The following is a 23,074-nucleotide window of genomic DNA, read 5'->3' as shown; positions in this document are numbered from 1 at the left end:
GTACCCATGGCCGCTTCGGAAGGGGGGCTGTCGGAAGGCCCCTCTCTCGGAATGGTGCCGTCGCAACGGCCCCGTCAGAACGGAATGACCCCGAGGATGGCCGCGGCGAAGGTCATGACCACCGAGGCGGCGAACAGATAGGGGATCGAGAATTTCTGATGCTCGCCCAGCCCGATGCCGCACAGGCCGACCACCAGGAAGGTGGCGGGGGTGAGCGGGCTGACCGGGAAGCCGACGGTCATCTGGCCCAGCACGGAGGCCTGGGCGATCTGGATCGGGTCGCCGCCCAGCGTCTTGTAGACCTCGGCCACCACCGGCATCATGCCGAAATAATAGGAGTCCGGGTCGAACAGCAGGCTCAGCGGCATCGACAGGATGCCCAGCGTGAAGGGAATGTGCTGCGCCATGTCCGGGGGCACGAAGGCGACGGCGGACTGCGCCATGGCGCTCAGCATCTTGGTGCCGCCCATGATGCCGGTGAAGACGCCGGCCGCCAGCAGGATGCTCGCCATCATCAGCGCCGCCTTGGCATGGGCGTCGACGCGGTCCTTCTGCATCTTGACGTCGGGATAGTTGATCATCAGCGCCAGCACGGTGCCGATCATGAACATCACCACCGGATCGACCGCCCCCTCGATCATCACGCCCATGATCACGGCGGTGAGGATCAGGTTGACCCAGAACAGCTTCGGCCGGCGGATCCGGATCTGCTCCGGCGTCAGGACGCGCGGCGCCGGCCCGACCGGAGCCTCGCCCGCCGCCAGTGCCGCGCCGCCAAGGCCGAGACGGCGCTCCTCGCGCTTGCCGAGCAGGAAGGCGACGGTGAAGATGAACAGCAGGCCGACGCCCTGCACCGCGATCAGCGGGTTGAAGATGTCGGTCACCGGCACCTTCAGCGCGGCGGCGGAGCGGATCATCGGGCCGGTCCAGGGCAGGAAATTGACGCCCGCCGCCATCGACACGCACAGCGCCAGGATGCGCTTGTCCATGCCCAGCCGCTCATAGAGCGGCAGCATCGCCGGAATGGTGATCAGGAAGCAGACGGCACCCGACCCGTCGAGATGGATCAGCAGGGCCAGCAGCGTGCTGCCGACGGTGATGCGCGCCGGCCGCGTGCCGACGACGCGCAGGATGCGGTCGATGATCGGATCCATCATGCCGGCGTCGGTGACGACGCCGAAGAAGATGATGGCGAAGACGAACATGCCGGCGGTCGGTGCGATCGACCGGATGCCGGCGATGATGAATTTGCTGGTTTCAAGACCGAAGCCGCCCGCCAGCGCCGCGATGATCGGCACGGCGATCAGCGCGACGAGCGGCGACATCCGGTTCGTCATGATGACCACCAGCAGAACGACGATGGTGGCCAAGCCGAGCAACGCAAGCATGGGACCTCCTCATTGTCCATTGTTCTTGTTGTTTTTCTTCTTTTGTGACAGGCACTCGCCCTGTTCCGAAGAAGCGTGGCGGCCGGATCCCGGCAGGCGGCATCAATGCCGCGAATGACATCGCGGATTTGACTTCGCAAAAAATTCGTCTTTATCCGGAACCGGCCGCGGCGGAACGCTCCCACCGCCCAGTTGTCTTACCGACCTGCTGCGGGGCGAGCATCCTTGATTGACAATGTACGAACCCACAATCAGATTAGAGAAATGAATTTGTTGTATCACGGTAATCCGATTTTTCTATAAGAGGCGCGCCATGCTCCAGGGAGTGAGACACATCAAGGCGTTCGTCGCCGTGGCGCGTCTCGGCAGCTTCACCAGGGCGGCGGCGGAGGTCAACGTGTCGCAGCCGGCCCTGACCGTACAGATCCGCCAGTTGGAGGAAAGCCTGGGCGTGCGGCTGTTCGACCGCAACAAGCGTCATGTCGTGCTGACCCAGGCCGGCCGCGATCTGCTGCCCGCCCTGCAACGGGTGCTGGTCGAACTGGATGCGGTGATGAGCGCCAGCCATGATCTGGCCGGGCTGAGACGGGGATCGGTGTCGGTCGCCACCCTGCCCTCGGTCGCCGCCGGGCTGCTGCCGATCGCCATCCGGCGCTTCGCCACCGACCATCCCAACATCGACGTACGGGTCAGCGATGTCGTCGCCGAGCGCATCATCCAGCTGGTCAAGGCGGAGGAGGTGGATTTCGGTATCGGCAGCCGGGTCGGCCCGGACCGCGATGTCGAGGTCGTCGATTTCCTGTGCGACCGGATGTGCGCCTTCTTCCCCGCCGACCATCCTTTGAACGGGCGGCGCCCGCTGCCGCTGCGGGATGTCGTCGCCTTCCCGCTGATCCTGACGGCGCGCGGCACCAGCGTACGGTCCCTGGTCGAACGGACGGTTGAGAAGGAAGGGCTTGAAATCAGCCTGTCCTGCGAGGCCAACTACATGTCGACGGCGGTCGGCATGGTGCGGGCCGGGCTCGGTGTTACGGTGCTGCCGGAATCGGCGGTCGCCGCCGCCTCCTGCGAGGGGATCGTGGTGGAGCCGATCCAAAGCGCCGGGCTGATGCGCCGGATCGGCTTCATCCGCAAGACCGGCCGCTCCCTGTCCCCGGCGGCGGAGCGCTTCACCGCCCTGTTGCGGGACATCGCAGGCCCGGCTCTGCCGCATTTCTCCAGCATGGACGGCGGCGGCGCGAAAGGGCGGCCGGATCGCAAGATCCCCCTTATTGGATAAGGTTTTTTAATTACTGTGATCCAGCAATTCAATTTCAGGCCGCCCGCCCTATAGTAGTATATTAGTTTTCCCTCTGATACGGTGCGACGCGAAGGCTCCGATGAAATTTCTGGAAAACCTGACGATCCGGGCCAAGCTGTTCGCATTGGTCGGATTGTCCATCCTGGCGCCTGCCGTCGTGATCGCGATCAGCAGCGGCTTCACCCACCGGCGCATGGTCGACGACCGCATCGACACCATCCGCTCCGCGGTGGAACTGGCGGTCGGCATGGCGAAGGGGTTGACTGTTCAAGTCGAGGCCAAGGCCATGCCCCGCGAGGAGGCGCTGGCCCGCTTCCGCGACGCGGTCCATGCCATGTCCTACCATGATGGCGCCGATTACCTGTTCGCCTACGACCTCGATGGCATCGCCGTCGCCAACCCGTCCAATCCCAAGGCGGTGGGCACCGACCGCACCGGGTTGCAGGACAAGGCCGGCAAATATTTCGTCCGCGAGATCGTCGACACGCTGCGCCGGCAGGACAGCGCCATCATCCATTATGTCTGGCCGAAGCTGGGATCCGAGGTTCCGCTGCTGAAGACCAACTATGTGCGGCGCTACCAGCCGCTTGGCCTGATCGTCGGATCCGGCGTCTACACCGACGATATCGACGCCGCCTATCGCGAGTTCCTCGGCAGGGTCCTCGCCACCACGGCGGCGCTGATCGGCGTGCTGGTGCTGATCGCCTTCCTGGTCAACCGCGACATCGTGCGCTCGCTGCACCGGCTGCGCGACAAGATGACCGCGCTGGCCGCCGGCGATCTCGGCGTGACCTTCCCGGAGGCGGCCCGCCGCAACGAGATCGGCGGCATGGCCCAGGCGCTGCGGGTGTTCAAGGAGAATGCCGAGGCCAAGGCCGCCCTGGAAGCCAGCCAGGCGGCGCAGGCCGAGCGGGCCGCGGCGGAAAAGCGCGAGGCGATGACGCGGCTCGCCAGCCATTTCGAGCAGACCGTCGGCAATCTGATCCATGATGTCGCCGGCGAGACGGACGCCATCGAACGGCGCGCCCAGGACATGACGCGCGCCGCCGACGAGACCGGCCGGCTGGCCGGCGCCGCCGCCACGGCGACGGAACAGACCTCCGCCAACGTCCAGACCGTCGCCGCCGCGACGGAGGAATTGACCAGCTCGATCGGCGAGATCAGCCGGCAGGTCGGCCAGTCGGCGCGGATCGCCCGCGAAGCGGTCGAGAACACCGAACGGGCCAACGGCAAGGTGCAGGGTTTGGCCGACGCGGTGGAACGGATCGGCGCGGTGGTCGGGCTGATCAACTCCATCGCCAGCCAGACCAATCTGCTGGCGCTCAACGCCACCATCGAAGCCGCCCGCGCCGGGGAGGCCGGCAAGGGCTTCACCGTCGTCGCCAGCGAGGTGAAGGCGCTCGCCAACCAGACCGCCAAGGCCACCGAGGAGATCGCAGCCCAGGTCGCCGCCATCCAGGGCGAGACCACCCAGGCCGTGCAGGAGATCAAGGGCGTGGCGCAGGTCATCGGCCGGGTCAACGACGTCGCCGCCTCGATCGCGTCGGCGGTCGAACAGCAGGGGGCGGCGACCCGCGAGATCAGCCGCAACATCCAGCAGGCCGCCCAGGGCAGCCACGAGGTCTCGTCCAGCATCGGCGGCGTCAATTCCGCCGCCGGCCGGAACGGCACGGTCGCCTACGAGGTGCTGGAGAATGTGCGGGAGCTGTCGATGCGGACCGACAGCCTGCGCGGCGAGGTGACCCGTTTCCTGACTCAGCTGCGGGCCGGCTGACCGGCCCTCCCCCGCTTCAGGTCACCGGGGCCGGGTTGAACAGGGTCAGCGCGTTGCGCAGGCCCCAATGGTCGGCCCAGGTCCGCTTGCGCCCGCTCGCCACCTCCAGCATCAGGTGGAACAGCTCCCACCCGACCTCCTCGATGCTGGCCTCGCCGGTGGCGATGCGGCCGGCGTCGACGTCGATCAGGTCATGCCAGCGCGAGGCCAGCTCCGTCCGCGTCGCCACCTTGATCACCGGCGCCATGGCGAGGCCATAGGGCGTGCCGCGCCCGGTGGTGAAGACTTCGATATTGCAGCCGGACGCCAGTTGCAACGTGCCGCAGATGAAGTCGCTGGCCGGCGTGGCGGCATAGAGCAGCCCCTTGCGCGTCGCCCGCTCGCCCGGCGCCAGCACGCCGGTGATGGCGCTTGTGCCCGACTTGGCGATGGAGCCCAGCGCCTTCTCCACCACATTGGCCAGCCCGCCCTTCTTGTTGCCGGGGGTGGGGTTGGCGCTGCGGTCGGCCGAGCCGGCCTGGAGATAATCGTCGTACCAGCGCATCTCGCGGATCAGCGCGCGGCCGGTCTCCTCGTCGACGGCGCGCGGGGTGAGCAGATGGATGGCGTCGCGCACCTCCGTCACCTCGGAGAACATCACGGTCGCCCCGGCGCGCACCAGCAGATCGGCGGCATAGCCGACCGCCGGGTTGGCGGTCACCCCGGAAAAGGCGTCGCTGCCGCCGCATTGCAGCCCGACGACGAGGTCCGACGCCGGGCAGGTCTCGCGCCGCCGCTGGTTCAGCTGGGCCAGCCGGCGGTCGGCCATATCCAGGATGGCGGCGACCATGTCGCCGAAGCCCTGGTGACGTTCGTCCTGCAAGGTGACGATGCTCGGCTCCACCCCGGCCGGCAGCAGCCGTTCCGGCTGGAGCTTCTCGCAGCCGAGCCCGACCACCATCACCGCCCCGCCCAGGTTGGGGTTGCGGGCGAGATTTTGCAGCGTGCGGATCGGCACCGCCGCCCCCGGCGCGTTGATCGCCACGCCGCAGCCATAGGTGTGGTTGAGGGCGACGACGTCGTCGACGTTGGGGTATTTCGGCAGCAGATCCTTCTTGATGCGCTCGATGGCGAAATCCATCACCCCGGCGACGCACTGCACGCTGATGCTGATGCCCAGCACATTCTTGGTGCCGACGGTCCCGTCGGGATTTCGGTAGCCCTCGAACGTGTAGCCCTCCAGCGCCGGAGCCTCGGGCGGCACGGCGGTTGCCAGCGGCAGCGTGTCCAGCTCCGGCGCTTCCGGCAGGCGGACCAGCGATTCCTCGATCCAGGCGCCGCGGCGGATCGGCCGGGCGGCGGCGCCGATCACCTGCCCGTAGCGGACGATCGGCGCCCCCTCCTCAAGGTCGGCCAGCGCCACCTTGTGGCCCTGCGGCACGAAATCGGTCAGGGCCAGCCCGCACTCGAATGTCGTTCCGGGCGGCAGGCCGCCGGAATTCACCACGATGGCGACGTTATCCTCGGGATGGACCAGGATGTAGAGAGGCTTCTGGGTCATGGCTTGCCCTGGGTGTGTCGAGTATCCCCCTCCCCCTGGGGAGAGGGTCGGGGTGAGGGGGATGCATCGCATGGATTGTTACTGCTTCAGTTCCATCCGCTTGATCTCGCCGACGATGACGAGATAGCTGACCGCCGCGATCAGGGCGTTGGCGCCGACGAACACCAGCGCCCCATTGAACGAGCCGGAGGTCTGGATGATGTAGCCGATGACGATCGGCGTCGAGATCGACGACAGATTGCCGCACATGTTGAACACGCCGCCGCTGAGCCCGGTGATCTCCTTGGGCGCGCAATCCGACATGACGGCCCAGCCGAGCGCGCCGATGCCCTTGCCGAAGAAGGCCAGCGCCATCAACGCCACGATGACCCATTGCAGATCGGTGTAGTTGCAGGCGATCATCGCCATCGACATCACCATGCCCAGCACGATCGGCGTCTTGCGCGCCGCGGTCAGCGAATAGCCCCGGCGCAGCATGACATCGGACATCACCCCGCCGAGGATGCCGCCGACGAAGCCGCAGATCGCCGGGATCGAGGCGATGAAGCCGGCATTCAGGATCGACATGCCGCGCGCCTGGACCAGATAGACCGGGAACCAGGTGATGAAGAAATAGGTGATGGCGTTGATGCAGAACTGGCCGATGAAGATGCCGACCATCATGCGGCTGGCGAAAAGCTGGCGGATGTAATCCCATTTCGCCCCGCTCCGGGCCCCGCCCTGGGCGGACGCCGCCTTCTTCCGGCCGTCATCCATGTTGACCAGGCCGCCGCCGGCCGCGATGTGGTCCAGCTCGGCCTGGTTGATGCGCGGGTGGTCCTTGGGGGGGTAGACCGTCTTCATCCACACGCCGGCCATGATGATGCCGAGCCCGCCCATGACGCCGAACACCCAATGCCAGCCGAAGGAATGAGTCAGCCAACCCATCAGCGGCGCGAAGATCACCGTCGCGAAATACTGGGCGGAATTGAAGATGGCCGACGCGGTCGCCCGCTCCTGTCCGGGGAACCACGCCGCGACGACGCGGCTGTTGCCGGGAAAGGACGGCGCCTCGGCGAAACCGACGGCGAAGCGCAGCGCGAACAGCAGCATGACCGCCGCCCCGCCGGTGACGAAGCCGATGGTGCCCTGCATCAGGGTGAAGAGCGACCAGATGAAGATGCTCAGCCCATAGACGATCTTCGACCCGAAGCGGTCGAGCAGCCAGCCGCCCGGCAGCTGCCCCAGCACATAGGCCCAGCCGAAGGCGGAGAAGATGAAGCCCATCTCCGCGGCGCTGATGCCGAGTTCCTTCGAGATCACCGGGCCGGTGATCGACAGCGTCGCCCGGTCGGCGTAATTGATGACCGTGACCAGGAACAGCATCGCCAGGATCAGGTAGCGGACCCTGGTGCGCGGGGCGGCGGTCTGGCTTGCCGCCGCCGCGGAATAGGCCGCCCGCCCGTTGTTGGCGGCGGTGCTCTCGGCGGCGCTCTCGATAGTCATGAAATTTCCTCCCTCACGTCATGAGGGCGGGCAGGCGCGTCAGTCCGTTCCCGGACCCGTCCGGCGGGTCCTGGCTTCTTGGCTGCGTCTTGTGTCCGGCGTCGGAAACAAAAAGGCCCGGCGCCTGCCCGTCCGGCGATGGTTCGTTGCTGGGGTTACTGCGGTCCCAAGGCCTCGATCAGAACGCGCAGCTCCTCGACCTCGGCCGGCGCGCAGTCGGTCAGCGGCGCCCGCACCGGTCCGGCGGAGCGGCCGACGATGGCGGCACCGGCCTTGACGATGCTGACGGCATAGCCGGCCTTGCGGTTGCGGATCGCCAGATAGGGCAGGAAGAACTGGTCGAGCAGCCGGTCGGTGGTCGCCGTGTCTCCGGCGGACACCGCGTGGTAGAACTCCATCGCCGTGCGTGGAATGAAGTTGAAGACGGCGGACGAATAGACCGGAACGCCGATGGCGCGATAGGCGGCGGCGTAGACCTCGGCGGTCGGCAGGCCACCCAGATAGCTGAAGCGGTCGCCCATCCTGCGGCGGATGGTCGTCATCAGCTCGATGTCGCCCAGCCCGTCCTTGAAGCCGATCAGGTTGGGGCAGCGCTCCGCCAGCGCCGCCAGACGGTCGGCGCTCAGCTTGCAGGTGGCGCGGTTGTAGATGATGACGCCGATGCCGACCGACTTGCAGATCGCCTCGACATGGGCGGCCACGCCCTCCTGGTCGGCTTCGGTCAGGTAATGCGGCAGCACCAGGATGCCGGCGGCGCCGGCCTTTTCGGCCGCCCGCGCCATCTCGACCGCGATGCGGGTGGAATAGCCGACGCCGGCGATGATCGGCACCTCCTTGCCGCAGACCTCGACGGCCAGCGAGACGATGCTCTTGTGCTCGTCCGGGGTCAGGGAGAACAGCTCGCCGGTGCCGCCGGCGGCGAACAGGGCCGACGCGCCATAGGGCTTCAGCCATTCCAGACGGCGGGCATAGCCGCCCGGCTCGAAGCCGCCGTCGGCGGTGAAATCGGTCAGCGGGAACGACAGCAGACCTTCGCTGACGACGGCCTTCAGGGCTTGCGGTTCCATCGGAGACATCCTTGGGAAAGCGGTGGAAACGGTCCGCAGAGGCGAAGCCGCGGACGAATGGCGGTTGAGACCGGCGGAACGGATCGGACTGTGACGATCCGTTCGACAGCGGCGGCGTCCGATGGCATGACGACTAGCATCATATCAGTCATCATACAAGTGATTTGATGCAGGTCATTGCAATCCGCTCCACCATCAATCCGTGGCTCATGACAGCGGGAGCGCACAGCAAAAGGGACGCGGCCGGCAACGCGGCGGCGTCCCTTTTGATCTCCGGAGGGGCGGCGGTGAAGCGGGCCGTCAGCCCGCCGCGGCTGTCATCTTGAAATCGCCGCCGGCGCGCAGCCGGTCGCGGCTGCCGTTCAGATGCAGGCGCAGCGCGGCACGGGCGCCCTCCGGGTCCTGGCGCTCGATGGCGGAATAGATGGTCTGGTGCTCATCATTGATCCGCCGCAGGTACTGGCGGCGCGACTCCTCCTCCAGATGCCCGTAGCGCACGCGGGCACGCGGAATCAGCAGCGATCCGAGATAAGAGAACAGGGCCAGGAAATGCTTGTTTCCGGTCGCCGCGGCGATGGCGCTGTGGAAGGCCAGATCGGCGTCGATGGCATCCTCCCCCGCCTCCACCGCCGTCGTCATCGTATCCAGCGCCTCGCGCATGCGGGCCAGCTGGGTATCGTCACGGCGGATGGCGGCGAGATAGGCGGCCTCCGATTCCAGGCTGATGCGGACTTCCAGCACGGAAATCGCCTCGTTCACCGCCTCCAGCGTCGATTCCTCGATGCGGAAGGGCAGAATGGCGGCGTCGCGCAGGACGAAGGCGCCCAGCCCCTGCCGGGTGGACACCATGCCGACCGCCTTCAGATTGGCGATCGCCTCACGCACCACGGTGCGGCTGACGCCGAACTCGTCGATCAGATCCTGTTCGCTCGGCAGCCGGTCGCCGCTCTTGTATTGACCGCTGGAAATCCGTTGGGCCAGGGCATCCACCAGTTGCTTCGCCAGCGGATCCCGGCGCCTGCGCGCTGTCATCACCATCCTCACCCAAACCAGGTTCCGGGACGGACCGCCCGTCACCACTCCATCAACCAGAGTTAACACCCGCGAAACCTATGCGACAATAGACAAGCGGGCGGGAAGGAACAGGCGCTGAAGGGCCGGTTTGCGGGCGACCACTTGTATGATAACTGATGGCGTGATAGATCGCCTTACAAACAAATGTCCGGCCGCGATTGTCGGCGCATGTCCCTCTCCCATGAAGGAGCCTCCGTCCATGACCATCACCGGCGAGATGCTGATCGGCGCTTCGGCGCATCGCGGCGGCCAGGGCGCGTTCCGCGCCGTCGACCCCTCCACCGGCGAAGCGCTGGAGCCTGCCTTCGGCGGCGGCGGCGTGGCCGAGGTGGAGCGCGCCTGCGCGCTGGCCTGGGCCGCCTTCGACGCCTTCCGCGAAACCGGGCTGGAGCGGCGCGCCGCCTTCCTGGAGACCATCGCCCAGGCCATCCTCGACATCGGCGACGAGCTGATCACCCGCGCCATGGCCGAGACCGGCCTGCCGCGCGCCCGGCTGGAGGGCGAGCGCGGCCGCACCGTCGGCCAGCTCCGCCTGTTCGCCCAGGTCGTGCGCGAGGGCGGCTGGATCGAGGCCCGCATCGACCCGGCGCAGCCGGCCCGCGCGCCGCTGCCGCGCGCCGACCTGCGCCAGCGCCACATCGCGCTGGGGCCGGTCGCGGTGTTCGGCGCGTCGAACTTCCCGCTCGCCTTTTCGGTGGCCGGCGGCGACACCGCGTCGGCGTTGGCCGCCGGCTGCCCGGTGGTGGTCAAGGGCCATGGCGCCCATCCCGGCACCTCCGAGCTGGTCGGCCGCGCCGTCCAGGCGGCGGTGGCGTCCTGCGGCCTGCCCGAAGGCGTCTTCTCGCTGCTGTTCGGCAATGGACGGGAGATCGGCACGGCGCTGGTCGCCGATCCGCGCATCAAGGCGGTCGGCTTCACCGGCTCGCGCGGCGGCGGGCTGGCGCTGATGGGGGTGGCGGCCAGGCGGCCCGAGCCGATCCCGGTCTATGCCGAGATGAGCAGCATCAACCCGGTCTTCCTGATGCCGGCGGCGCTGGCCTCGCGCGCCGAGGCGCTGGGCAAGGGCTTCGTCGCCTCGCTGACCATGGGAGCCGGACAGTTCTGCACCAACCCCGGCATCCTGCTGGGCGTGGAGGGGGCCGACCTCGACCGCTTCGTCGCGGCGGCGGTCGAGGCTCTCGGCGGCAGTGCCGCGTCGACCATGCTGACGCCGGGCATCCATGCCGCCTTCGACAGCGGCGTCGCCAGGCTGGCCGGCAGCGGCGCGGTGGCGACGCTGGCGCGCGGTCTGGCCTGCAACGGGCCGAACCAGGCGCGGGCGGCCTTCTTCACCACGACGGCGGAGGCCTTCCTGGCCGATACGGCGTTGCAGGAGGAGGTCTTCGGCGCCGCCTCGCTGCTGATCCGCTGCAAGGACGTGGCGGCGATGGTGGCGGTCGCCGAAAGGCTGGAAGGACAGCTGACGGCGACCTTGCAGATGGACGCGGCGGACAAGGCGGCGGTGGCCGGGCTGATCCCGACGCTGGAGCGCAAGGCCGGTCGGTTGCTGGCGAACGGCTGGCCGACCGGGGTCGAGGTCTGCCACGCCATGGTGCATGGCGGCCCGTTCCCGGCGACGTCGGACCCGCGCGGCACCTCGGTCGGCACGCTGGCGATCCGCCGGTTCCTGCGCCCGGTCTGCTACCAGGACATCCCCGCCGACCTGCTGCCGGAGGCCTTGCGCGACGGCAACCCGCTGGGCGTGTGGCGCCGCGTCGATGGGACGCTTGGAAAGGATTGATGCCGGCCGGGGCGGGGGCGCTTCAGCGTCTCCCGTCCCGCCGCCGCCTCTCCCTTTGCCCCTGCCGTTCCATCGCCGCCCGCAGCAGGGCGGCGAAACGGAACGGCGCGTGCAGGAACTTGCCGTAGGGCAGCGTCGCGAACCAGCCGAGGACAAGGCCGAGATGGAGCAGCAGCAGCGGCCCCATCGCGCCCGTCCCGCGCAACGCCAGCAGCCCCAGGCCGCTGGCCGCCACCAGGAAAAGCTGCGCCAGCAGGGCGCAGTCGGCACCGGTCAGGCCCGTCGCCACCGGCCCCGGATCGGCCCGCCGCTTCAGCAGCGCCAGCCCGGCGCTGCCGACCACCATCGCCACCCCGCCCAGACCGCCGAGCAGGACCGGCAGGCTCGACAACGGATAGGGCGCCTGCCAGCCCAGCCCGTGATCATAGAGGGTCGCCATGGCGGTCGCGGCGAAGCACAGAGCCACCCCATGGAACAGCGCGTGGTGGAAGCGCCGCCGCGCCCGGGAGAACCGCTCCTCCCGGTCGGCGCAGCCGATCCCGCCTCCGCCGAGATTGCGCAGGCTGACGGCGTCCGACAGGGCGGCGCGCAGGGCCGGCAGCAGCGCGGCGCCGCCCGGCATTGGTCCCATCCCGCGCCAGAAGGACGCGACGCTGAAGCCGATGGCCAGCAGCGACCACAGCATCACCGCCCCGGCCACCCCGGCGATGGCCCCCCAGGGCACCAGCCGGTAGAAGGCGCCCGGTCCCTCATGCCGCCCGACCAGCAGTTCCGGCGGCAACCACAGCAGCGCCGGAAGCGTCACCAACGCCACCGAAGCCAACGTAACGGCGGCGGCGAAGCCCCATCCCGCGGCGGGCAGCCGTCCCCGCAACGGCGGCGGCCAGACATGCTCGCGATAGGAGATCTGCCTGGCCAGGCTCAGGCTCTTCGGCAGATTGAGGGCGAAGTCATGCGGCGGGGCATATTGGCAGGCGTGATAGCAGGACCGGCAGCTGTGGCAGAGGTTGGACAGGAAGGCGAGGTCGGCCGCCGAGACCGACCGCCGCGCCTTCAGCGCCGGAAAGACTGCGCAATAGCCGTCGCAGAACTGGCAGGCGTTGCAGATGTCCAGCGCGCGGCGCGCCTCGTCGGCGATCCGCCCCGCGTCGTCAGTGCCGGGCATGGGCCGCCGCCTCCCGCCCGGCGATGCGTCCGAACACGGCACCCACCGCCATGGCGCTCCCCGCCAGATAGCCGTGGCCGAGGATGGTCGGCGCCATCACCACCCCGGCGGCATAGATTCCCGGAAAGGCGGTTCCGTCGCGCCGCAGCACCCGCGCCCGGTCATCGACCCGCAAGCCCAGGCAGGTGGCGGTGACGCCGGCCCGCAGCGGATAGGCGCCGAAGGGCGGCACCGTCAGCGGCGACGCCAGCCGCGTCTTCGGCGGATCGAGCCCCGCCGTCGCCTCCCCGCCACCGCCGCCACCGCCGATCGCGGCGTTGAAGGCGGCGACCGTGGCCTCCAGCGCCGCCGGATCGATGCCGAGCGCCCGCGCCAGCCCGCCGATGCTCTCCGCCCGGATCGCCGGAAAGATGGACGGGCGGAACCGCCGCTCGATCACCGCGTCGAAGACGGAGAAGGCGACGCCGCCCGGACAGCGCGCCACCCGCTCGCCCCAGGCGCTGTAGCGTCCCGATCCGACGCTGGCGCCCTCGTCGGCGAACCGGCGGCCGTCCCGATCCACCACGATGCCGTGGGCGATGCCGTCCAGCCGGGTGACGATGCCGCCGTCGAACCGTGGCGCCCGGCCATCCACCGCCACCATGTGGCAGCGGTCCGCCCGCCCCGCCGGCGCCGCCCCCTCGTCCAGCAACGCCTTCAGCGGCACACCGGTCGCATGGGGGGTGCCGCGGATCATGAACTGGTCGGCGACCTCGCCCCATTGCCGCCGCAGCCAGCCGGGATCGCCCTGGAAACCGCCGGAGGCGACGACCAGCGCCCGCCCCCGGATCGTCCGCGCCCCCCCACCCTCTCCCGCCACGGTGACGGCGGGCGCGCCATCCCCCGGATGCAGCGCGCCCACGGCGCTGTCATAGCGGATCCCGACGCCCAACCCGTCGGCGGTGGCGTAGAGCGCATTGACCAGCGCCTTGCCGCCGCCGAGGAAAAAGGCGGTCTTGCGCGAATAGGGCAGCAGCTCGTCGGCGCCGTCGTGGAACCGCACGCCATTGCCGGCCAGCCACGCGACGATCCCGGCGCTGTCCTCGATGAAGCGGCGCGTCACCACATCGTCGGCGGCGGCCGCCACGCGGCGCAGTTCCTCCCGATAGTCGGCGGCGGAGTAACGGTCCCGCACCCACGGGGTCGGCCCGTCATGCATGACGCGCATGTTGCGGGAATGGCGGGCGTTCCCGCCGCGCAACGTCCTGGGCGCGGCCTCCAGCAGCAGGACGGCGGCACCGGCCCGCCGTGCCGCGATGGCGGCGCAGAGCGCGGCATTCCCGCCCCCCACCACCAGAACGTCACAGTCGTACGGAGCACCGGTCATCGATCAGCCGCGGCGGAAAGCGGACCACAGCCCGTCTGCCGGACGAAGCCCAAGGAGCCCTGGCTTTAGCCCCGGAGGACAGGCGCTGGGAAGGGTCTCGGCCTGCGACAAAGCGCGGCGCCCCCGCGCGGGCGCGATCACCCGCCGGTCATCACCCGCCGATGTAATGCGGCATCAGCTTCGCCTGATCACCGATCCAGACGCGGCAGCGGCTGTCCTGGTCGCGGAAGAAATAGACCTTGCCGGACTGGCGGCGGTTCTGCGGATCGATCAGGTTGGCGCCGCCGGAAAAGGCGACGCCATAGCGGTAGTCCGGCGTCGCCGCCCAATAGAGACCGTCGATCTTCTGCAGGAAGGCGCCGCGCTGGCACAGATGCGACAGGGTCTGGTCCAGCGTGGCGAAACCGTCCAGCCCCTGCGGCAAGCGGTAGACCGCGCGGCTTTCGGTGCGGCGCAGGCGCGGCTCGTGGCCGGGCGGCGGCGGCTCGTAGGCGCGGAAGGGTGGACGGAGATGGCCGGGCCCGGTGCGGTCGGTCCGCAGCACCTCCTGCGCCCCGGCGGCGGCCGGAAGCAGCAGAATGGTCAGCAAGGTGGCGGGGCGGATCATCGCGGCGAAGACCATGGCCATGCCGGCATCCGTTCCACGATCAGGCGATCCGGGACCAGCCGGGACGGAAACGGGCGACGGCGGCCTGGAGTTCCTTGGGCTTGATCGGCTTGGGCAGGGTCGCTGTCTAACCATTCCGGCACATCCGGTCAAGCCGCCGGCCTCCTCTCCACGGGGTGATCGCATTCCACTCCCTCTCCCGCCCTGGGAGAGGGCGATCGTCGCCGAATGCCATCTCCCCGCTCCGCTCTTTATGGCTTCTTTATGCCGGACGCGGAAATCCGCATCGACCCTTTACGACGATCCGCGCAATTGAAGGGGCACGCGCAACAAGGGAGGACCCTCGCGTGCTCGATATCCTGTTTCTGGCGGTGGGGCTGGCGTTCTTCGCGCTGAGCGCCCTCGCCGTCCGCGCCTTCGACCGGCTGTGACCGGGAAAGGCGACCGACCATGACCGTCGATCTCATCCTGGGCGGGCTGGTGGCCGTGGGGCTGCTCGGCTACCTCGGCTATGCCCTCATCCGTCCCGAGCGGTTCTGAGGAGGAGTTCCCATGAACGCCGCGGACAGTCTCCAGATCATCGTCTTCTGTGTCCTGCTGGTCGCGCTCACGCCGCTGGCCGGGGGCTATATGGCCCGCGTCTTCACCGGCGAGCGCGTGCCGCTCGACCGCCTGCTCGGTCCCGTCGAGCGGGGCATCTACCGGCTGTGCGGCATCCGTGCCGACCAGGAACAGCATTGGACGGCCTACGCCCTGGCCATGCTGGCCTTCAACCTGCTGGGCTTCCTGCTGCTCTATGCGCTGCTGCGCGCGCAGTCCTGGCTGCCGCTGAACCCGGCCGGGATGGCGCCGGTGTCGCCGGATCTCGCCTTCAACACCGCCGTCAGCTTCATGAGCAACACCAACTGGCAGGCCTATGGCGGCGAGAGCACGCTGAGCTACCTGAGCCAGATGGCCGGGCTGACCGTCCAGAATTTCGTGTCGGCGGCCACCGGCATCGCCGTGCTGGTGGCGCTGATCCGCGGCTTCGTCCGGCGGTCGGCCCGCACCGTCGGCAACTTCTATGTCGATATGACGCGGGCGACGCTCTATGTGCTGCTGCCGCTCAGCATCGTCACCGCGCTGTTCCTGGTCAGCCAGGGCGTGCCGCAGAATCTCGACAGCTACGCCGTCGCCACCACGGTGGAGGGCGGCCAGCAGGTGATCGCCCAGGGTCCCGTCGCCTCGCAGGAGGCGATCAAGCAGCTGGGCTCCAACGGCGGCGGCTTCTTCTCCGTCAATTCCGCCCACCCGTATGAGAACCCGACGCCGCTGGCGAATTTCGTCGAGATGGTCTTCCTGCTGATGCTGGCCGCCGGACTGACCGATACCTTCGGCCGGATGGTCGGCGACCGGCGCCAGGGCTGGGCCATCTTCGCCGCCATGGGCATCCTGTTCCTCGCCGGGCTCGGCGTCGCCTGCTGGGCCGAATTGCAGGCCAACCCCGCCGCCATCGCCGCCGGGCTCGACCCCGCCGCCGGCAACATGGAGGGCAAGGAGGTCCGCTTCGGCATCATCAATTCGGCGCTGTGGGCGGTGGCGACCACCGCCGCCTCCAACGGGTCGGTCAACGCCATGCATGACAGCTTCATGCCGCTGGGCGGCATGATCCCGATGGTCAACATCATGCTGGGCGAGGTGGTGTTCGGCGGCGTCGGGGCCGGGCTCTACGGCATGCTGATCTTCGTCGTCCTCGCCGTCTTCATCGCCGGGCTGATGGTCGGCCGCACGCCGGAATATCTCGGCAAGAAGATCGAGGCGAAGGAGATCAAGCTGGCGATGATCGCCACCCTGACGCTGCCGCTGGGCGTTCTCGGCTTCTCGGCGCTGACGCTGGTGCTGCCCGCCGGGCTGGCCGGCATCCAGGATCCCGGCCCGCATGGGCTGAGCGAGGTGCTCTACGCCTACAGCTCCGCCACCGGCAACAACGGCTCCGCCTTCGCCGGCTTCGCCGCCAACAGCCTGTACCACAACACCACCATCGCGCTCGCCATGCTGCTCGGCCGCTTCCTGGTGATCCTGCCGGTGCTGGCGATCGCCGGCGGCCTGGCCGCCAAGCGGGCGGTTCCCGCCTCCGCCGGGACCTTCCCGACGCATGGCGGCCTGTTCATCGGCCTGCTGGTCGGCATCGTGCTGATCGTCGGCGGGCTGACCTTCTTCCCGGCGCTCGCGCTGGGACCGATCGTCGAGCATCTGATGCTCGGCACCGGGACCTTCTTCTGAGGATGCCACCGATGATGCACCGCACTTCGGAGATTTCCCTGTTCGACGCCAGGATCGCCGCCCAGGCGGCCGGCGACGCCATCCGCAAGCTCGACCCGCGCGAGCTGGTCAAGAACCCGGTCATCTTCGTGACCGCCGTGGTCGCCGCCCTGTCCACCGTGCTGGTCCTGCGCGACCTCGCCGGGTTCGGGCATGGCGGTGCCAGCGTCGGCGTCGCCGGCCAGATCGCCGCCTGGCTGTGGTTCACCGTGCTGTTCGCCAACTTCGCCGAGGCCGTCGCCGAAGGGCGCGGCAAGGCGCAGGCGGCCAGCCTGCGCAAGACCAAGACGGAAACCGCCGCCAAGAAGCTGGCGAGCCTCGACGCCGCCACCCACCAGGCGGTGCCGGCGGCCAGCCTGCGCACCGGCGACCTCGTGCTGGTCGAGGCCGGCGACGTCATCCCCGGCGACGGCGACGTCGTCGCCGGCATCGCCACGGTGGACGAAAGCGCCATCACCGGCGAATCCGCCCCGGTGATCCGCGAATCCGGCGGCGACCGCTCGGCCGTCACCGGCGGCACCCGGGTGGTGTCGGACCGCATCGTCCTGCGCATCACCGCCAATCCGGGCGAAAGCTTCCTCGACCGCATGATCGCCCTGGTCGAGGGCGCCAAGCGCCAGAAGACGCCGAACGAGATCGCGCTGAACATCCTGCTGGCGGGCCTGTCGATCATCTTCCTCCTGGTGGTGATGACCCTGCCGGCCTTCGCCGACTATTCCGGCGCCGCCATCCCGATGGCCTTCCTGATCGCCCTGCTGGTGACGCTGATCCCGACGACCATCGGCGGCCTGCTGTCGGCCATCGGCATCGCCGGCATGGACCGCCTCGTCCGCTTCAGCGTCATCGCCAAGTCGGGCCGCGCGGTGGAGGCGGCGGGCGACGTCGACGTCCTGCTGCTCGACAAGACCGGCACCATCACGCTGGGCAACCGCCAGGCGGCCGAGTTCCTCCCGGTCGGCGGCATCGCCGAGCGCGATCTGGCCGAAGCCGCCTTTCTCTCCTCGCTGGCCGACGACACGCCGGAGGGCAAGTCCATCGTGGCGCTGGCCCAGCAGCGTTTCGGCTTCGATCCGGCCGCGCTCGACCGCGCCGGCCTGAGCTTCATCGCCTTCACCGCCCAGACGCGGATGAGCGGGGTGGACGTCGCCGCGACCGGAACGCGGATCCGCAAGGGGGCGCCGGACACCATCATGGCGATGATCGGCGCCATGGCGGGCGCCACGGTCGGCGCCCCGGCCGGCGCCCCCGCCGGTGGGGCATCCGCCGGCCAGCGCGGGGGCGCGGGCGGAAGCGGCCGCGACCTGACGCTGGCGGTGGAACGGGTCGCCAAGGCCGGCGGCACGCCGCTGGTGGTCGCCCGCGACGGCCGGGCGCTGGGCGTCGTCTATCTCAAGGACATCGTCAAGCCCGACATCCGCGAGCGCTTCCTGACCCTGCGCAGCATGGGCATCAAGACGGTGATGGTCACCGGCGACAACCCGCTGACCGCCGCCGCCATCGCCGCCGAGGCCGGAGTGGACGATTTCCTGGCCGAGGCGACACCGGAGCGCAAGCTCGAGCTGATCCGCTCCTATCAGGCGGAGGGGCGGCTGGTCGCCATGTGCGGCGACGGGTCGAACGACGCCCCGGCGCTGGCCCAGGCGGATGTCGGCGTCGCCATGAACACCGGCACCCAGGCGGCGCGCGAGGCCGGCAACATGGTCGATCTGGAAAGCGATCCGACCAAGCTGATCGAGATCGTCATGATCGGCAAGCAGCTGCTGATGAGCCGCGGCGCGCTGACCACCTTCTCCATCGCCAACGACGTGGCGAAGTACTTCGCCATCATCCCGGCGCTGTTCATCGCCGCCTATCCCCAGTTGCAGGCGCTGAACGTCATGGGGCTGGCCAGCCCGCAGAGCGCCATCCTGTCGGCCATCATCTTCAACGCGCTGATCATCGTCGCCCTGATCCCGCTGGCGCTGAAGGGCGTCGCCTACCGCCCGGCCGACGCCGCCAGCCTGCTGCGGCGCAACCTGCTGATCTACGGCCTCGGCGGTCTGGTGGTGCCCTTCATCGGCATCAAGCTGATCGACGTCGCCATCACCACGCTCGGCCTTGTCTGAGGAGCCTCATCGCATGATCCGGGAACTTCGCCCCGCCCTCGTCCTCATCATCGTCATGACGGTGCTGACGGGCCTTCTCTACCCGCTGGCGGTCACCGGGGCCGCCAAGGCGCTGTTTCCGTCCCAGGCCGCCGGCAGCCTGATCGAGCGCAACGGCACGGTGGTCGGCTCGGCGCTGATCGGCCAGCCCTTCAGCGGGGCGGCCTATTTCCACCCGCGCCCCTCCGCCGCCGGCAAGGGCTATGACGCCACCAACAGCGGCGCCACCAATCTCGGCGCGATCAACAAGCCACTGGTCGAGGCGCTCGGCAAGACCGCGGCGGAGCTGCGGGCGGAGAACCCCGACGCGCAGGGCCCGATCCCGGCCGATCTCGCCACCGCGTCGGGCAGCGGCCTCGACCCGCACATCTCGCCCGACGGCGCCGCCTTCCAGGTGGAGCGCGTCGCCAAGGCCCGCAACGTTCCGGCCGACCGGGTCCGCGCCCTGGTGGCGCAATTCACCGAGGGCCGGCAGCTCGGCCTGTTCGGCGATCCGCGGGTGAATGTGCTGCTGCTGAATCTGGCCCTGGACGAGAAGCTGCCGGTCGCCCGTTGACGCCCACCGCCGACGACGCCTGTTGACGACGCCTGTTGACGCCAGGGGGCGGCGCGGTCACGCTGCGCCGCTCCGGGGGAGAGGAAGGATGACGATGTCCAGCACTGCCGGGATCATGGACTGATGGCCGAACCGGACAGCGACGAGCGCCCCTCGCCCGACGCCCTGCTGGAGGAGGCGAACCGCGAGCGGCGCGGGCGGCTGAAGATCTTCCTGGGGGCGGCCCCCGGCGTCGGCAAGACCTACGCGATGCTGGAGGACGCCCACGCCCGGCGGCGCGACGGCACCGATCTGGTGGTCGGCGTGGTCGAGACCCACGGGCGCCACGACACCGAAGCCCTGCTGGACGGGCTGGACATCCTGCCGCGGCGGCGGATCGACTATCGCGGGCGGCCCTTCCAGGAGATGGACCTGGACGCCATCCTGGCCCGCCGGCCGAGGCTGGTGCTGGTGGACGAGCTGGCCCACACCAACATTCCCGGCAGCCGCCACCTCAAGCGCTGGCAGGATGTCGAGGAGATCCTCGACGCCGGCATCGACGTCTGCTCGACGCTCAACGTCCAGCATCTGGAAAGCCTGAACGACGTCGTCGAGCGGATCGCCGGGATCAAGGTGCGCGAGACGCTGCCCGACAGCGTCCTGCACCGGGCCGACGAGATCGCGCTGATCGACCTGCCGCCGCAGGAGCTGATCCGGCGCCTGCAGGAGGGCAAGGTCTATGTGCCCGAGCAGGCCAAGCGGGCGGCCGACCATTTCTTCTCCGCCGGCACGCTGACCGCGCTGCGCGAGATGGCGCTGCGGCAGGCGGCGGAGCGGGTGGACGCGCAGATGCTGCGCTACATGCGCGCCCACGCCATCGCCGGCCCCTGGCCGACGCGCGAACGCATCCTGGTCTGCATCGGCGACGGGCCGCAGGCCCTGCGGCTGGTGCGCACCGCCAAGCGGGCGGCGGAACGGCGCGACGCGCCCTGGGTGGTGCTGTATGTCGACACCCACCGCAACCATGCGCTGTCGGAGGAGGATAAGGACGGCATCGCCCAGGCGCTGCGGCTGGCCGCGCAGCTTGGCGGCGAGACCGCGGTGGTGCCGGGCGAGCGGGCGGCGGCGGAGATCCTGGCCTTCGCCCGCGCCCGCAACGTCAGCCAGATCATCGTCGGCCGCGCCCATCCCCGGCGCCGGCTGCGGGCGCTGCACCAGTCGGTGACCACCGACCTGCTGGCCCGCAACGAGGATTTCGATGTTCTGGTCGTGGCGGGCGAGGACGAGCGGCCGGCGCGCAGCCTGGAGACCCGGGCGCCGTCGGTCGTCTTCGACTGGCTGGCCTATGTGGTGGCGACGCTGACCGTCGCGTCGGCGACGGCGATCGGGCTGGCGATCGACGTCTGGCTGCCGCTGCCCAACATCTCGGTCGCCTATCTGGTCGGCGTGCTGCTGGTGGCGATCCGCCACGGGCTGGCGCCGTCGATCTACGCCTCGGTGCTGAGCTTCCTGACCTTCAACTTCCTGTTCACCGAGCCGAAATACACCTTCGCCATCACCGACGCGCAGAACATCATGACGGTGTTCTTCTTCCTGGTGGCGGCGGTCATCACCTCCAACCTGGCCGCCCGCGTCCGCGCCCAGGTGGAGACGACCCGGCTCAGCGCCCGCCGCACCGCCAACCTCTACGACTTCAACCGCCGCATCTCGGCGGCGGTCGGGCTGGATGACGTGCTGTGGGCGGTGGTCCATCACGTCGCCTCCACCATGAACGGCCATTCGCTGGTGCTGCTGCCGCGCGAGGGCCGGCTGGAGGTCGCCGCCGGCTACCCGCCGGAGGACACGCTGGACGAGAAGTCGATGGCGGCGGCGCGCTGGTCCTGGGAAAACGGCAAGACCGCCGGCCGCGGCTCCACCACCCTGCCCGCCGCCGACTGGCTGTTCCTGCCGCTGCGGACCGGACGCGGGCCGATGGGCGTGCTGGGCGTCCAGATGACGGGGGAGCAGCAGCTGCTGTCGCCGGAGCAGGGCCGGCTGCTCGACACGCTGGCCGATCAGGCGGCGGTCGCCATCGAACGCACGGCGCTGGTCGCCGACATCGAGACGGCGCGCGTCGCCGCCGAGACCGAGCGGCTGCGCTCGGCCCTGCTGTCCTCGCTGTCGCATGACCTGCGAACGCCGCTGGTCTCCATCCTGGGGGCCTCGTCCAGCCTCACCAGCTATGGCGAGACGCTGGCGCCGCCGGAACGGATGGAGCTGGTCCAGACCATCCAGGAGGAGGCGGAACGGCTGAACCGCTTCGTGCAGAACCTGCTGGACATGACGCGGATCGGCTCGGGCGCGCTGAAGCCGCGCACCGACTGGGTCGATCTGGCCGACGTGATCGGGGCGGCGCTGGAGCGGGCGAAGCGGATGCTGGGGGACCGCCCGGTGCGGCTGGAGCTTGAGCCGGGCCTGCCGCTGCTGCGGCTCGACCCGGTGCTGACCGGACAGGTGTTCTTCAACCTGATCGACAATGCCTGCAAATACTCGCCCGACGGCAGCCCCATCCTCCTCCAGGCCAGCCGCGCCGGCGGCGAGGTGCTGATCGAGCTGTGCGACCAGGGGGCGGGCATCCCCGAGGCCGACCGCGAACGGATCTTCGACATGTTCTACCGGGTGGAGGCCGGCGACGCCCAGACGGCGGGAACCGGGCTTGGCCTCGCCATCTGCCGTGGTATCGTGGAGGCGCACGGCGGCACCATCCGGGCTTTGCCCGGTCGCCACGGCGTCGGCACCTGCATCGCCATCCTGCTGCCGGTGCCGGCCGGGCCGGAGATCGCCGACATCGAGGGAGACAGCGCGCGTGGCGAGGATTCAGGTACCCCGGATTCTGGTCGTTGACGACGAACCGCAGATCCGCAAGTTCCTGCGCATCAGCCTGTCGGCCAACGGCTACGAGGTGGTGGAGGCGGAGAACGGGCGCGACGGGATCGGGGCCTGCGCGGAGCGGCGGCCGGATCTGGTGATCCTCGACCTCGGCCTGCCCGATCTCGACGGGCAGGAGGTGATCAGCGCGATCCACCGGACCGCGCCGGTGCCGATCATCGTGCTGTCGGTGCGCGCCCAGGAGTATGACAAGGTGGAGGCGCTGGACCGCGGCGCCGTCGATTACGTGGTCAAGCCCTTCGGCGTCGGCGAGCTGATGGCCCGCGTGCGCGCCGTGCTGCGCCAGCGCCCGGCCGATGCCGAACCGCCGACCAGCGTCACCGCCGGCACGCTGGTCATCGACCTCGCCCGCCGCATCGTCGAACGCGGCGGGGCGGAGGTCCATCTGTCGCGCAAGGAGTATGAGCTGCTGGCGATGCTGGCGCGCCATGCCGACCATGTCCTGACCCACGCCGACCTGCTGCGCGAGGTCTGGGGGCCGGCGCATGTGCACGACACCGCCTATCTGCGGGTCTATGTGAAGCAGCTCCGCCAGAAGCTGGAGGACGACCCCAATTTGCCGGTCCTGATCGTCACCGAGCCGGGGGTGGGATACCGGTTCAGGACCGGGACGGAGTGAC

General features: G+C 69.4%; 17 protein-coding genes. 9 read left to right on the top strand and 8 right to left on the bottom strand.

Annotated features, from left to right (window positions below):
- Positions 1-74: 74 nt before the first annotated feature.
- Positions 75-1,388, bottom strand: coding sequence for a CitMHS family transporter (locus tag AZL_RS22785; protein WP_012976795.1), 1,314 nt, complete (start codon positions 1,386-1,388; stop codon positions 75-77).
- Positions 1,389-1,701: 313 nt separating this feature from the next.
- Here AZL_RS22785 and AZL_RS22780 point away from each other — a divergent pair, with 313 nt between their 5' ends.
- The gene (locus AZL_RS22780) at positions 1,702-2,667 is read left to right on the top strand and encodes a LysR family transcriptional regulator (protein WP_012976794.1); all 966 of its coding nucleotides are present in this window, start codon (positions 1,702-1,704) and stop codon (positions 2,665-2,667) included.
- Positions 2,668-2,767: 100 nt separating this feature from the next.
- Entirely contained in the window at positions 2,768-4,462 is a 1,695-nt protein-coding gene (locus tag AZL_RS22775; RefSeq protein ID WP_012976793.1) for a methyl-accepting chemotaxis protein, read from the top strand.
- 16 nt (positions 4,463-4,478) lie between these two features.
- Here the strand turns inward: AZL_RS22775 and garD are convergent, their stop codons facing one another.
- The 4 genes from garD to AZL_RS22755 form a co-directional block, all read right to left on the bottom strand.
- Positions 4,479-6,002 (bottom strand): galactarate dehydratase, encoded by a 1,524-nt coding sequence (gene garD / locus AZL_RS22770; RefSeq protein ID WP_042445070.1) that lies wholly within the window; start codon positions 6,000-6,002, stop codon positions 4,479-4,481.
- Between the two features lie 78 nt (positions 6,003-6,080).
- The gene (locus tag AZL_RS22765) at positions 6,081-7,487 is read right to left on the bottom strand and encodes an MFS transporter (RefSeq protein ID WP_012976791.1); all 1,407 of its coding nucleotides are present in this window, start codon (positions 7,485-7,487) and stop codon (positions 6,081-6,083) included.
- Between the two features lie 155 nt (positions 7,488-7,642).
- A complete protein-coding gene (kdgD, locus tag AZL_RS22760) occupies positions 7,643-8,554 on the bottom strand; it encodes a 5-dehydro-4-deoxyglucarate dehydratase (protein WP_012976790.1) in 912 nt (303 codons plus the stop codon).
- Between the two features lie 300 nt (positions 8,555-8,854).
- Complete coding sequence (locus tag AZL_RS22755; RefSeq protein ID WP_042445352.1) at positions 8,855-9,586, bottom strand: FadR/GntR family transcriptional regulator; 732 nt, start codon at positions 9,584-9,586, stop codon at positions 8,855-8,857.
- A gap of 241 nt (positions 9,587-9,827) precedes the next feature.
- Between AZL_RS22755 and AZL_RS22750 the strand changes: the two genes are divergently transcribed.
- Positions 9,828-11,408: an aldehyde dehydrogenase (NADP(+)) gene (locus AZL_RS22750; RefSeq protein ID WP_012976788.1), complete on the top strand. Its 1,581-nt coding sequence runs from the start codon at positions 9,828-9,830 to the stop codon at positions 11,406-11,408.
- Positions 11,409-11,430: 22 nt separating this feature from the next.
- Here AZL_RS22750 and tcuB read toward each other — a convergent pair whose 3' ends face one another.
- The 3 genes from tcuB to AZL_RS22735 all read right to left on the bottom strand — a co-directional run bounded on the left by tcuB (position 11,431) and on the right by AZL_RS22735 (position 14,567).
- On the bottom strand, positions 11,431-12,573 hold the full coding sequence (tcuB, locus tag AZL_RS22745) for a tricarballylate utilization 4Fe-4S protein TcuB (protein ID WP_012976787.1): 1,143 nt from the start codon (positions 12,571-12,573) through the stop codon (positions 11,431-11,433).
- Positions 12,560-13,939, bottom strand: coding sequence for an FAD-dependent tricarballylate dehydrogenase TcuA (tcuA, locus tag AZL_RS22740; protein ID WP_012976786.1), 1,380 nt, complete (start codon positions 13,937-13,939; stop codon positions 12,560-12,562). The genes tcuB and tcuA overlap by 14 nt, the downstream gene beginning before the upstream one ends.
- A 151-nt stretch (positions 13,940-14,090) precedes the next feature.
- Positions 14,091-14,567, bottom strand: a complete 477-nt coding sequence (locus AZL_RS22735) for a hypothetical protein (protein ID WP_042445067.1) — start codon at positions 14,565-14,567, stop codon at positions 14,091-14,093.
- Between the two features lie 429 nt (positions 14,568-14,996).
- Here AZL_RS22735 and kdpF point away from each other — a divergent pair, with 429 nt between their 5' ends.
- The 6 genes from kdpF (at position 14,997) to AZL_RS22710 (ending at position 23,073) form a co-directional block, all read left to right on the top strand.
- On the top strand, positions 14,997-15,086 hold the full coding sequence (gene kdpF / locus AZL_RS33900; RefSeq protein WP_063828251.1) for a K(+)-transporting ATPase subunit F: 90 nt from the start codon (positions 14,997-14,999) through the stop codon (positions 15,084-15,086).
- A 12-nt stretch (positions 15,087-15,098) separates the two neighbouring features.
- On the top strand, positions 15,099-16,808 hold the full coding sequence (gene kdpA / locus AZL_RS22730) for a potassium-transporting ATPase subunit KdpA (protein ID WP_012976784.1): 1,710 nt from the start codon (positions 15,099-15,101) through the stop codon (positions 16,806-16,808).
- 14 nt (positions 16,809-16,822) lie between these two features.
- Positions 16,823-18,952, top strand: a complete 2,130-nt coding sequence (kdpB, locus tag AZL_RS22725) for a potassium-transporting ATPase subunit KdpB (protein WP_162471006.1) — start codon at positions 16,823-16,825, stop codon at positions 18,950-18,952.
- 13 nt (positions 18,953-18,965) lie between these two features.
- Positions 18,966-19,547: a potassium-transporting ATPase subunit KdpC gene (gene kdpC, locus AZL_RS22720; RefSeq protein ID WP_012976782.1), complete on the top strand. Its 582-nt coding sequence runs from the start codon at positions 18,966-18,968 to the stop codon at positions 19,545-19,547.
- A gap of 123 nt (positions 19,548-19,670) precedes the next feature.
- A complete protein-coding gene (locus tag AZL_RS22715; protein WP_012976781.1) occupies positions 19,671-22,409 on the top strand; it encodes a sensor histidine kinase in 2,739 nt (912 codons plus the stop codon).
- The gene (locus AZL_RS22710) at positions 22,372-23,073 is read left to right on the top strand and encodes a response regulator (protein ID WP_012976780.1); all 702 of its coding nucleotides are present in this window, start codon (positions 22,372-22,374) and stop codon (positions 23,071-23,073) included. Before AZL_RS22715 ends, AZL_RS22710 begins: the two co-directional genes overlap by 38 nt.
- Position 23,074: the final 1 nt, after the last annotated feature.

Source organism: Azospirillum sp. B510, from assembly GCF_000010725.1.
Taxonomy (GTDB): Bacteria; Pseudomonadota; Alphaproteobacteria; order Azospirillales; family Azospirillaceae; genus Azospirillum; species Azospirillum lipoferum_B.
Note: the sequence above shows the minus strand (reverse complement) of the source record. Positions and strands in the feature narration are given on the sequence as shown.